Origin of the sequence: Primorskyibacter marinus (assembly GCF_003313245.1) — a bacterium.
GTDB classification, from domain to species: domain Bacteria; phylum Pseudomonadota; class Alphaproteobacteria; order Rhodobacterales; family Rhodobacteraceae; genus Primorskyibacter; species Primorskyibacter marinus.
This window is the reverse complement of the sequence record NZ_QJSD01000001.1, coordinates 52,005-63,665: the sequence shown is the minus strand read 5'-3', so window position 1 is coordinate 63,665 and position 11,661 is coordinate 52,005. Positions and strand designations below refer to the sequence as shown.

The following is an 11,661-nucleotide window of genomic DNA, read 5'->3' as shown; positions in this document are numbered from 1 at the left end:
GAATATAAGCTGACCGGACCGCGGGAAACGTCCTTGGTTTTTGCGCTTCGGGCAGCTACTGACCTCATATGCGCTGGTTGATCGCATTGGTGCTATCTTACTGGAATCGGTTCGCGGATGGGCTGACGGCAAGGATCCAAACCTGCGCCCAACGCTCATTAGATGCAGGAGTTCCCTTTAACCCTGAAGGCAGGCGGACGCAGATGAAAGTCGCTATAATTATTCCCGCAGCCGGTGCCAGTCGTCGTATGCGCGGGGCCGACAAGCTGTTGCAGGATGTTGATGGCAAACCGTTGCTGCGTATCATGGCAGAACGGGCCTGTGCTGTGTCGGATGCGGTATTTGTAACGCTGCCCAATCTAGATCACCCGCGTGCGAACGCGCTGGACGATCTGTCATTGCGGATCATCCCGGTGCCGGATGCCGCAGAGGGAATGGCCGCGTCCCTGCGCGCAGCAGCCACGGCTTTGCCCGACGGAATTGACGGCGCGCTGATCCTGCCCGCCGATATGCCGGATATAGGGAGTTCCGATTTAGACAGTATTATCAAATACTACGAGAACAATCCTCACGCGATCATTCAAGGATCATCGCTGGACAAACCCGGCCATCCCGTTCTGTTTCCTGCCGACTGCCTGTCTCTGTTCAAAACCCTCAGCGGTGACCGTGGCGCGCGTCCGATCTTGCAGCAGATGCGTGATCGGATAAGGCTTGTGCCATTGCCGGGCCGCGCCGCGCTGACAGATCTGGATACACCTGAAGCATGGACGAAATGGCGCGCATCAAGGTAATGCAAAGCATCACCTTATCGCATCAAGCCTCTGATAATAAATAACCTTTATTACAAGAGATATTTGAGCCCGACAGTCAGGACGCAAAACCGATGGTTGCCTCGACCGCGCGTTTCCAAGCGATATATTTTTCTTCACGCTGTTCCTCGGCCATTGTGGGGTCAAATCGTGCCTCGGCCGTCCAACTGTCAGCAAAGGTCTGCATATCCGGCAAAAGCCCCGCCTGATGGCCAGCCAACCAAGCCGCCCCCATCGCGGTGGTCTCCAGCACATGCGGCCGTTCAACCGGGGCATTGATGATGTCGGACAGAAACTGCATGGTGAAATCCGATGCGCTCATCCCGCCATCGACCCGCAGCGCGGGGGTTGAGGCGTCCGCCTTCGCACCTGTTTCGGACCAGTCGGCCTTCATCGCATCCAACAGGTCACGGGTCTGAAACCCGACACTTTCAAGGGCGGCCCGTGCCAGTTCCTCGGGTCCGGAATTGCGGGTCAGGCCAAAGATTGCGCCGCGGCATTCCGCGTTCCAGTAAGGTGCCCCCAGACCGGTGAAGGCGGGCACCAGCACAACCTGTTGCGAGGTATCGGATCTTTCCGCCATGGGCTGCGTCTCGCCCGCGTCACGGATCATTTTCAGCCCATCGCGCAGCCATTGCACCACTGCACCCGCGATAAAGATCGACCCTTCAAGCGCATAAGTGGGCTTGCCATCCAACTGGTACGCGATGGTGGTCAGCAGCCGGTTCTGCGACCGCACCGGCGTCTCGCCCGTATTCAGCAGCGCGAAACACCCCGTGCCATAGGTGGATTTCAGCATGCCCGGCTCAAAACACGCCTGCCCGACCGTCGCGGCCTGCTGATCGCCGGCAATGCCCCGGATCGGGATCGCGCGCCCGAACAGATCGGGCCGGGTCTCGCCAAACTCGGCGGCACAGTCGCGCACCTCTGGCAGCATGGACATCGGAATGCCCAACCGCTCGCAGATCGAGCTGGACCAGCGCCCTTTGCGGATGTCGTAAAGCATCGTGCGGGCGGCATTGGTGGCATCGGTCAGATGCTCTTTCCCGCCGGTCAGGTTCCAGACCAGCCAGCTATCGACCGTTCCGAAAGCCAATTCGCCCGCCTCAGCCCGTGCGCGTGCGCCATCTACGTTTTCAAGAATCCAAGCCAGTTTGGTGCCCGAGAAATACGGATCAAGCAGCAGCCCGGTGCGGTCAGTTACCGTCTCTTCAAACCCGTCGGCCTTCAGCGCCTTGCACATATCCGAGGTGCGGCGGTCCTGCCAAACGATGGCGTTATACAGCGGTTTGCCAGTCTTGCGATCCCAGACCAGCGTGGTTTCGCGCTGGTTCGTAATGCCGATGGCGGCAATCTGGTCGGCACCCTGCCCGGCCTTTTCGATCACTGAACGGCAGGTCGCCGCCGTGGTCGACCAAAGGTCCGATCCGTCATGTTCTACCCAACCGCTATTAGGAAAATGCTGTGCAAATTCTTCCTGCGCGGAGGCAATGATCGAAAGCGATGTGTCGAACAGGATCGCGCGCGTCGAAGTCGTGCCCTGATCGATGGCAAGAATATGGGTCATGGCCAGTCTCATCTTCCGCCGGGACGTATCAGACAGGCGCCCGCCATGCGGTTCTTGAAGTGTTTCGGTTCTTATCTGGATCTGGCCGAGGCCCCGCGATGGGGCCCCGACCGATATGCAAGGCTTACTGCCAGGACTTGATCAGCTCGTCATAAGCGATTGTCTGAGGCTCTTCGTCCTCGTTTTCCAGCTTCGCCTTGGGCGAGCCTTCCATCGCAAGCCATTCCTGAGGATCCTTTTCCTCGTTCAGCTTGGGACCAATGTCGCCCTGAACGCCTGCGCGCTCCAGACGCTCCATCACACGTTCCTGATCGGCGCAAAGAGCATCCAGCGCTTCCTGAGTGGTCTTGGCACCCGACATTGCGTCACCGATATTCTGCCACCACAGCTGTGCCAGCTTGGGGTAGTCAGGCACGTTGGTGCCGGTGGGCGACCACTGAACCCGTGCAGGCGAGCGGTAGAATTCGACCAGACCGCCCAGCTTGTCGGCGCGCTCGGTGAAGGATTCGTGCTGGATTGTGGATTCGCGGATGAAGGTCAGGCCAACATGGGCTTTCTTCACATCCACGGTCTTGGAGGTCACAAACTGCGCATAGAGCCAGGCCGCTTTCGCACGGTCCACCGGGGTGGATTTCATCAGCGTCCAGGATCCCACATCCTGATAGCCCAGCTTGGTGCCTTCTTCCCAGTAAACACCATGTGGCGAGGGGGCCATGCGCCATTTGGGCGTGCCATCCTCGTTCATCACCGGCAGGCCGGGCTTGACCGTGTCGGCCGTGAAGGTGGTGTACCAGAACATCTGCTGGGCGATATTGCCCTGTGCGGGGATCGGGCCAGCCTCGCCAAAGGTCATGCCTGCGGCTGCGGGCGGCGTGTATTTTTCAAGCCACTCGATCGCCTTGGACACGGCATAAACCGCTGCGGGGCCGTTGGTGGCACCGCCGCGCGCGACGCAGGAACCCACGGGCTGCGAGTTGTCGTTGACGCGAATGCCCCATTCATCCACCGGCAGGCCGTTCGGCTCGCCCTTGGATCCAACGCCGGCCATGGACAGCCACGCATCGGTGTAGCGCCAGCCCAGCGACGGGTCTTTCTTGCCGTAATCCATGTTGCCAAAGACTTCGCCTTCGACACCCATGCGCGACAGATCCCGCCCGGTGAAGAATTCCGCGATGTCCTCATAGGCCGCCCAGTTGACCGGCACGCCCAGCTCGTAGCCGTATTTCTCTTGGAAATCAGCCTTGTTCTGCTCGTCGTTGAACCAGTCGTAGCGGAACCAGTAAAGGTTCGCGAATTGCTGGTCGGGCAGTTGGTACAGGTTGCCATCCGGCGCGGTCGTGAAGGACGTGCCGATATAGTCCTCCAGATCAAGGCCGGGGTTGGTCACATCCGCGCCCTCGCCCGCCATCCACTCGGTCAGGTTGCGGGCCTGCTGATAGCGCCAATGGGTGCCGATCAGATCAGAGTCGTTGATATAGCCGTCATAGATATTCTCGCCGGACTGCATCTGGGTCTGAAGCTTTTCGACAACATCGCCTTCGCCGATCAGGTCATGCGTGACCTGAATGCCGGTGATCGCGGTGAAGGCAGGTGCCAGCACCTGGGATTCGTATTCATGCGTGGTGATGGTTTCCGACACCACCTTGATATCCATGCCGGCCATCGGGGCTGCGGCATCGATGAACCACTGCATTTCGGCTTCCTGACCTTCGCGATCAAGCACCGACATATCGCCGATTTCTTCATCCAGGAACGCGCGTGCCGCCTCCATGTCGGCAAAGGCCGGCCCCGCAAGGATCAGCAGCGCGGCCGTGGTCGATTTCAGTTTCGAGTTCATGGGTTTCCTCCCAATTAAAACCAGTTTCGAGGATATGTTGTTTCATGTCCGGGTCTCCTCAATCCCCGGTCACAAACCGTGTGTCTAAACCCAGCGAAACACCGCCGCAGCATAGACAAGACACGCGATCAGGGCATACGGCTGGTGCGCCCCGACAATCCCGAGCCAGGCCAGATTGATGAAGGCCGACCCCAGAAGCGTTATGAAAAGCCTGTCACCGCGCGTTGTTTCAATCCGCAGAATACCCGTCCGGGGCGTTTCGGGAAATTTGATCGCAAGCGCCGTGAAGATGATGAGCAACAAGGCGATAACGATAAAGAAGGTCGCCGTCGGCCATGTCCATGCCATCCATGCCATTAGTTATCCTCCCTACGGATAGAATTCACACCAAGCTGTATAGAACCAGCCGCGAATGTCGGATTGCGTGTTCTCGATCGACCCGCCTTCGGCAAAACACCATTTTCCCTGGCATTGGCGGTTGTCGAAAAACAATGCGTCGCCGTTATGTACCCGTGCGATCTCTTGATGTTGCGATCCCGGACCACGGCGGACGGACAGGAAACCATCGCCATTCGGGTCAAGCCCTGTGACCAGACAACCGGTTTCCCAAGGCTCTGCGGCCTGCGCATGTGCCGGACCTGCCTCGGACAAGCCTGTCAGGCTCAGGCATCCGCCGACCAAAGCAATACGCAGCGAAGCAGCGAAGTTCAGCTTTAGATCAGTTTGCATCGTTACACCCTCCCCAGGGCAAAGCCCTTGGCGATGTAGTTGCGGACAAAATAGATCACCAAGGCACCCGGCACGATGGTCAGGATGCCGGCGGCCGCCAGCACGCCCCAGTCGACGCCCGACGCGCCTTGGGTGCGGGTCATGATGGCAGCAATCGGCTTTGCGTCAACGGTTGTCAGGGTGCGCGACAGTAGCAGTTCCACCCATGAGAACATGAAGCAGAAGAACGCGGCCACACCGATGCCGGACGCGATCAGCGGCATGAAGATCTTCACGAAGAAGCGGCCAAAACCGTAGCCGTCCAGATAGGCCGTTTCGTCAATTTCCTTGGGCACGCCGCGCATGAACCCTTCGAGGATCCAGACAGCCAGCGGCACATTGAACAGGCAATGCGCCAGCGCCACGGCGATATGGGTGTCAAACAGACCCACGCTGGAATAAAGCTGAAAGAACGGCAGAGCAAAAACGGCGGGCGGCGCCATGCGGTTGGTCAGCAGCCAGAAGAACAGGTGCTTGTCGCCCATGAAGTGATAGCGCGAAAACGCATAGGCCGCAGGCAGCGCCACCGCGAGGCTGATCACCGTGTTCATCGTCACATAGATCAGCGAGTTGACGTAGCCCAGATACCATGCCGGATCGGTCAGAATGGTGGCATAGTTGGCGAATGTCAGATTACGCGGGAACAGCGTGAAGGAATTCAGGATCTCGGTATTGGTCTTCAGGCTCATGTTCAGCAGCCAATAGATCGGCAGCAGCAGGAACAGCAGGTAGAGCGTCATGACCACGGCGCTGGAATTGATCCGCGCCTTGCGCTTTTTGGCCGTGAACGTGACAGGCGTTTGTGTTGCATCACTCATGGCTCATCCCTCCCGCTTATCAAGAGTTGTCATCACCGTGTAGAACACCCAGCTGATCAGCAGGATCACGAGGAAATACATCAGTGAGAACGCCGCCGCAGGTCCAAGGTCAAACTGTCCGAGCGCCATTTTCACAAGGTCAATCGACAAGAGCGTGGTGGCATTGCCCGGCCCGCCCCCGGTGACGACAAAAGGTTCCGTATAGATCATGAAACTGTCCATGAAGCGCAGCAGGATGGCGATCATCAACACGCCCGTCATCTTGGGCAGTTCGATGTAGCGGAAGACTTTCCAGCGCGATGCCTGATCGATCTTGGCGGCCTGATAATAGGCGTCGGGGATGGATTTGAGACCGGCAAAGGCCAGCAGCGCAACCAGCGAGGTCCAGTGCCAGACATCCATCACCACAATGGTGATCCAGGCGGCCAGCGTGTCCTGCGTGTAGTTATAGTCGATACCCAGCGCATCCAGCGTATAGCCCAGCAGGCCGATATCGACACGGCCGAAGATCTGCCAGATCGTACCGACCACGTTCCACGGAATGAGCAGCGGCAGTGACATCAGCACCAGGCAAAGCGACGACCAGACGCCTGATTTGGGCATATTGAGTGCCACGAAAATGCCCAGGGGCACCTCGATCGCAAGGATGATGCAAGAGAACATCAGCTGGCGGCCAAGCGCGTCCCACATCCGGTCGGAGTCCAGCATCTCGCTGAACCATTCCAGCCCGGCCCAGAAGAACTGGTTGTTCCCGAACGTGTCCTGAACCGAATAGTTGACGACCGTCATCAACGGGATCACCGCCGAGAAGGCCACCAGCAAAAGCACCGGCAGAACAAGGAACCACGCCTTTTGATTGACTGTCTTTTCCATCAGGCGAACCCTCCCCCGGTTCGTGCGTTGGTTTGGCTGATAGGTGAGCGGTCAGGATACGCATCAGGTGACGCCGCCCGGTGCGAGGCAAGAGTTCTCGGGTCAGGCCCGAGAAGGGTATCGCGTTGTTTTACGGTCATCACGCGGCCTCCCCTGTGGGCGCGACACGCCAGTCGTTTGCGTAGACATTCACATGGCTTGCATCAAACGTGACCCGGTTCATATCCGCGCTGACATGCTCATCCTCATCCGCAAGTATGTTGATGTCATGTCCCAAAACCTCGGCGCGGATGATCTTGTGTCGGCCGATGTCTTCAACGCGATGGACCCGCACCGGCAACCCGTCCGTCTGGCTGAGCCGCGCGAATTCCGGGCGCACCCCGATCTCGACCTTGCCATCTATCGCTGCGTAGCCACCTGCCAGCTTCACTTCGGAGCCGTCGATATAGGCGGTATCGCCTTCGACGCGGGCCGGGAACACGTTCATGCCCGGCGAGCCGATGAAATAGCCCACGAACGTATGCTCGGGCCTCTCGAACAGTTCTTCGGGGGTGCCGATCTGCACGACGCGACCATCATACATCACCACAACCTTGTCGGCAAAGGTCAGCGCCTCTGTCTGGTCATGCGTGACGTAGATCATCGTATGGCCGAAATCGTGATGCAGCTTTTTCAGCTGGGTGCGCAGCTCCCATTTCATATGCGGGTCGATCACCGTCAGCGGCTCATCGAACAGCAGCGCGTTGACGTCCTTGCGCACCATGCCGCGGCCAAGACTGATCTTCTGCTTGGAATCGGCTGTCAGACCGCGCGCCTTGCGGCTGAGCATGTCCTCCATCCCGATCATCCGGGCGATTTCCTGAACGCGCTCTGCGACATAGGCCTCGTCCCTGCCGCGGTTGCGCAGAGGAAAGGCCAAGTTGTCACGCACGGTCATCGTGTCGTAGACCACAGGAAACTGGAACACCTGCGCGATGTTGCGCTCTGCCGTGGGCGCATGGGTGACGTCCTGTCCGTCAAACAGGATGCGCCCCTGGCTGGGATGCAAAAGCCCCGAGATGATGTTCAGCAGTGTGGACTTGCCGCATCCTGAAGATCCCAGCAGCGCATAGGCCGCGCCATCGTCCCAGTCGTGGTTCAGTTCCTTCAGCGCGTAATCATCTTCGGACGCGGGATTGGGAAGGTAGGAATGCGCGAGATTGTCGAGCGTGATCTTGGCCATCTGTTTCCCCTCAGGCTGCAAGCGCATAGGCGGCCGGGGCGATCAGCTTGCCGTCTTCGCCAAAGATGTAGATATGCCGGGGATCAAGCCAGACCGTCAGATCGGCCCCGATAGACAGGTCATGTACGCCGTGCACCAGACCGACCCAGCGTTCGCCGTGATGATCCAGATGCACGAATGTTTCCGATCCTGTCAGCTCTGTCACCGTCAGCGTGGTGTTGAATGGCACCGCATCGGCAACATGCTGGGTGATCTCCAGATGGTTGGGACGGAACCCGGCGCTGTAGCGACCGTCCGGCAACTCGGATAGTTTGCCGCTGGCGGGCACGGTGCGACCGTCGCCAAAACTCAGCGACGACCCGGTTTTCGCGATTTGCACGAAGTTCATCGGCGGATCTGAAAACACCCGCGCGGTGGTGGCATCCGCCGGTTGGCGGTAAACCTGCGGCGTCAGACCAAACTGCGTCACCCGGCCCTCCCACAATGCGGCGGTGTTGCCACCCAGCAGCAAAGCTTCTTCGGGTTCGGTCGTGGCGTAGACGAAGATCGCGCCCGAAGCCTCGAATATCTTTGGGATTTCCACCCGCAACTCTTCGCGCAGCTTGTAATCGAGATTGGCAAGAGGTTCGTCCAGCAAGACCAGCCCGGCATTCTTGACCAAGGCCCGCGCCAGGGCGCAGCGCTGCTGCTGGCCGCCCGACAATTCCAACGGTTTGCGATCCAGCATCGTCGTCAGCTTCATCAGCTCGGCATTTTCGCGAACGCGCCGGTCAATCTCGGACTTATCGATGCCCAGAAGCCGCATCGGCGAGGCGATGTTGTCATAGACCGTCATTGAGGGATAGTTGATGAATTGCTGGTAGACCATCGCAACCTTGCGATCCTGCACGCGCATACCGGTGACGTCTTCGCCCTGCCAGAAAATCTGCCCGGTCGCAGGCGTATCCAACCCCGCCATCAGCCGCATCAACGAGGTCTTGCCCGACAATGTCGGCCCCAGAAGCACGTTCATCGTGCCCTTTTCCAGTGTCAGATCTGTCGGGTGGATATGGGTTTGCCCCTCCACGACCTTCGACACATTTCTGAGTTCAAGCGTCATCAGATCCTCCCCCTATTCTGCTGCATTGCACGCAGATGCGCGGCGCGCCGCCATCCAGTCATCAAGTGTGCCGATCTGTTCGGCACTCAGCCTCAGGCCCAGCTTGTTGCGGCGCCAGACCACATCCTCGGCTGTGCGGGCATATTCCTTGTCCATCAGCCAGATCACTTCGGACTCTGTCAGCGTCGCGCCAAAATCATAGCCCAGATCATCGGGGGTTGTCGCCTTGTTCAGCACGAATTGCGCTTCAGTGCCATAAGCCCGGACCAACCGCCGCGCCCAGGTTTCGGACAGGAACGCGAATCTGCCTTTCAGATCAGACACAAGGTCATCCACCCCATCGACCGGAAAATCGCCGCCGGGCAGTGGCACACCCGCCGTCCAGGGCGCTTTCACATCCGGCAGGTTTTGCGAGACTTTTTCAAGCGCGCTTTCGGCCAGACGCCGATATGTCGTGATCTTGCCGCCAAAGACATTCAGCATCGGCGCGCCACCGTCCTTGTCAACCTTCAGCGTGTAATCCCGCGTCGCCGCCGTGGCGCTGCTGGCCCCGTCATCATAAAGGGGTCGCACGCCGGAATAGGTCCAGACGACGTCATCCTCGCTGATCTTTCTGGCGAAATACTGGTTGGCAAAGTCGATCAGATAGCGCTGCTCTTGCGGGGTGCATACTGGCTTATCGGAGGGATCGTCATGCTCGGCGTCGGTGGTGCCGATCAGCGTGAAATCATTCTCATACGGGATCGCAAAGATGATCCGCCCGTCGGTCCCCTGAAAGAAATAGCATTTGTCATGATCGTAAAGCCTGCGCGTCACGATATGGCTGCCGCGCACCAGACGCACGCCCTCGGTGGTGTTGATCCGCACTTTGGAATGGATGATGTCCCCCACCCATGGGCCACCCGCATTGATCAGCATACGGGCCAAGTGGATCTTTGGCGCGCCGTCTTCGTTATTGCGCGTTTCTATTCGCCAAAGATCACCTTCGCGCTCTGCCGACAGAACCTTTGTGCGTGTCAGAATATTTGCGCCGCGCGCTTCGGCATCGCGGGCATTCAACACGACAAGGCGCGAGTCCTCGATCCAGCAATCGGAATATTCATATGCCTTGGCAAAGCGATCCTGTAGCGGCGCACCTTCCGCTGTGTCGCCAAGATCCAGAGTCTTCGTGCCCGGCAGGATCTTTCGCCCCCCCAGATTGTCATACATGAACAGGCCAAGGCGGATCAGCCAGGCCGGACGACGCCCCTTCATCCACGGCATGACGATGCTCAATAGGCGCGATGTCGGCGTTTCCGACTCAAATCGCATATCTTTATGATAAGGCAGGACAAACCGCATCGGCCAACTGATATGCGGCATTGCGCGCAACAGCACTTCACGTTCGATCAGTGCCTCGCGAACAAGTCGAAATTCGAAATATTCCAGATAGCGCAGCCCGCCATGGAAAAGCTTGGTGGACGAGGAAGACGTGGCAGAGGCAAGGTCGTTCATCTCGGCCAGAGTCACTGACAAACCGCGCCCCGCGGCATCGCGTGCTATGCCGCATCCGTTGATGCCGCCACCAATCACGAACAGGTCTGTCACGTCTGTGTCAGTATTGTCCGCCACGCGATTCCCCCCCTTGCGTAACCCTCTCAATGTTATGCAATCAAAAGATCAAAATCGCAACAGTAGAATTTTCGCTTTTGTTCGCTTTTGTCGATACTATACTTCTGTTGTGGTCAGACTGACGACAGGCTTGATGAATATACCCTGGGTCTGCGCTCCCGCGCGCCACATTGCACTGGCAAGGGAAACGACACTATAGTTTGATCCGAGCATACCCGCTATGGACGACGAAACAACAGGAATGCAGCCATGTCCCAGACCTTTCGTCATCCAGAGATCCTGGAAATCGCGCGCCGGGAAGGCAAGGTCACCGTGGACGATCTGGCAGACCGTTTCGGGGTGACATTGCAGACCATTCGCCGCGATCTGACCGACCTGGCCGATGCCGGCAGGTTGGAACGTGTGCATGGCGGCGCGATCCTGCCATCCGGGACAACGAATATCGGCTATGAAGAGCGGCGTGCCATCAACCCGTCGGGCAAAACGGCAATTGCGCGCGCCTGTGCTCAGATGATTCCGAATGACATTTCGCTGTTTCTCAATATCGGCACCAGTACCGAGGCCGTGGCGCGCGAATTGCTGCACCACACCAACCTGATGGTCGTGACCAACAACATGAACGTGGCCAATATCCTTGTCGCCAACAGGGATTGCGAAATTATCGTGACGGGGGGCCAATTACGCCGCGCGGATGGCGGGTTGGTCGGCAATCTTGCTGCCGACACGATCCGCCAGTTCAAATTCGACATGGCCGTGATCGGCTGCTCGGCGCTGGACCCGGATGGCGACTTGCTGGATTACGATATTCAGGAGGTCAGCGTCAGCCGCGCCATTCTAAGCCAATCCCGCAAATCATTGCTGGTGGCTGACCACACCAAATTCGCCCGGAGCGCCCCCGCCAAAATCGCGTCACTATCCGAGGTGGATATGTTCTTCACAGACCTGCCACTGACAACGCGGCTTGAAACCGCGTGTCGCGACTGGGGTACCGATCTTGTGATCTGCGACGAATGAGAGTGACCGCCGCGTTGGCGGTTGACGGATGTAACGCGTCAGC

The 11,661-nt window shown here is 58.6% G+C and carries 11 protein-coding genes; 2 read left to right on the top strand and 9 right to left on the bottom strand.

What is annotated here, in order from left to right; genetic code table 11:
• The first annotated feature begins 203 nt into the window (after nt 1–203).
• Complete coding sequence (locus DMZ65_RS00300) at nt 204–791, top strand: nucleotidyltransferase family protein (RefSeq protein ID WP_116596938.1); 588 nt, start codon at nt 204–206, stop codon at nt 789–791.
• Nucleotides 792–867: 76 nt separating this feature from the next.
• Here the strand turns inward: DMZ65_RS00300 and glpK are convergent, their stop codons facing one another.
• The 9 genes from glpK to glpD all read right to left on the bottom strand — a co-directional run bounded on the left by glpK (nt 868) and on the right by glpD (nt 10,604).
• Nucleotides 868–2,376 carry a glycerol kinase GlpK gene (gene glpK / locus DMZ65_RS00295; protein WP_116596937.1) on the bottom strand — a complete coding sequence of 503 codons (1,509 nt, stop codon included), beginning with the start codon at nt 2,374–2,376 and terminating at the stop codon, nt 868–870.
• Nucleotides 2,377–2,500: 124 nt separating this feature from the next.
• The gene (locus tag DMZ65_RS00290) at nt 2,501–4,213 is read right to left on the bottom strand and encodes an ABC transporter substrate-binding protein (RefSeq protein ID WP_116596936.1); all 1,713 of its coding nucleotides are present in this window, start codon (nt 4,211–4,213) and stop codon (nt 2,501–2,503) included.
• An 84-nt stretch (nt 4,214–4,297) separates the two neighbouring features.
• On the bottom strand, nt 4,298–4,570 hold the full coding sequence (locus DMZ65_RS00285) for a DUF2160 domain-containing protein (RefSeq protein WP_116596935.1): 273 nt from the start codon (nt 4,568–4,570) through the stop codon (nt 4,298–4,300).
• 12 nt (nt 4,571–4,582) lie between these two features.
• Complete coding sequence (locus DMZ65_RS00280; protein WP_232824809.1) at nt 4,583–4,942, bottom strand: hypothetical protein; 360 nt, start codon at nt 4,940–4,942, stop codon at nt 4,583–4,585.
• Nucleotides 4,943–4,944: 2 nt separating this feature from the next.
• Complete coding sequence (locus DMZ65_RS00275) at nt 4,945–5,799, bottom strand: carbohydrate ABC transporter permease (protein WP_116596934.1); 855 nt, start codon at nt 5,797–5,799, stop codon at nt 4,945–4,947.
• 3 nt (nt 5,800–5,802) lie between these two features.
• Complete coding sequence (locus DMZ65_RS00270; protein WP_116596933.1) at nt 5,803–6,672, bottom strand: carbohydrate ABC transporter permease; 870 nt, start codon at nt 6,670–6,672, stop codon at nt 5,803–5,805.
• Between the two features lie 139 nt (nt 6,673–6,811).
• The gene (locus DMZ65_RS00265; protein WP_116596932.1) at nt 6,812–7,894 is read right to left on the bottom strand and encodes an ABC transporter ATP-binding protein; all 1,083 of its coding nucleotides are present in this window, start codon (nt 7,892–7,894) and stop codon (nt 6,812–6,814) included.
• Nucleotides 7,895–7,904: 10 nt separating this feature from the next.
• Nucleotides 7,905–8,993, bottom strand: coding sequence for an ABC transporter ATP-binding protein (locus DMZ65_RS00260; protein WP_116596931.1), 1,089 nt, complete (start codon nt 8,991–8,993; stop codon nt 7,905–7,907).
• 12 nt (nt 8,994–9,005) lie between these two features.
• Nucleotides 9,006–10,604: a glycerol-3-phosphate dehydrogenase gene (gene glpD, locus DMZ65_RS00255; protein ID WP_116596930.1), complete on the bottom strand. Its 1,599-nt coding sequence runs from the start codon at nt 10,602–10,604 to the stop codon at nt 9,006–9,008.
• 249 nt (nt 10,605–10,853) lie between these two features.
• On the opposite strand from glpD, the gene DMZ65_RS00250 reads away from it, so the two are divergent.
• Complete coding sequence (locus tag DMZ65_RS00250) at nt 10,854–11,618, top strand: DeoR/GlpR family DNA-binding transcription regulator (protein ID WP_116596929.1); 765 nt, start codon at nt 10,854–10,856, stop codon at nt 11,616–11,618.
• Nucleotides 11,619–11,661: the final 43 nt, after the last annotated feature.

Excerpts from the sequence above, each read along its gene's own strand:
- DMZ65_RS00250 (WP_116596929.1), top strand. The coding sequence starts at position 10,854 with ATGTCCCAGACCTTTCGTCATCCAGAGATCCTGGAAATCGCGCGCCGG.
- glpK (WP_116596937.1), bottom strand. The coding sequence starts at position 2,376 with ATGACCCATATTCTTGCCATCGATCAGGGCACGACTTCGACGCGCGCG.
- DMZ65_RS00285 (WP_116596935.1), bottom strand. The coding sequence starts at position 4,570 with ATGGCATGGATGGCATGGACATGGCCGACGGCGACCTTCTTTATCGTT.
- DMZ65_RS00270 (WP_116596933.1), bottom strand. The coding sequence starts at position 6,672 with ATGGAAAAGACAGTCAATCAAAAGGCGTGGTTCCTTGTTCTGCCGGTG.
- DMZ65_RS00265 (WP_116596932.1), bottom strand. The coding sequence starts at position 7,894 with ATGGCCAAGATCACGCTCGACAATCTCGCGCATTCCTACCTTCCCAAT.
- DMZ65_RS00280 (WP_232824809.1), bottom strand. The coding sequence starts at position 4,942 with ATGCAAACTGATCTAAAGCTGAACTTCGCTGCTTCGCTGCGTATTGCT.
- DMZ65_RS00290 (WP_116596936.1), bottom strand. The coding sequence starts at position 4,213 with ATGAACTCGAAACTGAAATCGACCACGGCCGCGCTGCTGATCCTTGCG.
- DMZ65_RS00260 (WP_116596931.1), bottom strand. The coding sequence starts at position 8,993 with ATGACGCTTGAACTCAGAAATGTGTCGAAGGTCGTGGAGGGGCAAACC.
- DMZ65_RS00300 (WP_116596938.1), top strand. The coding sequence starts at position 204 with ATGAAAGTCGCTATAATTATTCCCGCAGCCGGTGCCAGTCGTCGTATG.
- DMZ65_RS00275 (WP_116596934.1), bottom strand. The coding sequence starts at position 5,799 with ATGAGTGATGCAACACAAACGCCTGTCACGTTCACGGCCAAAAAGCGC.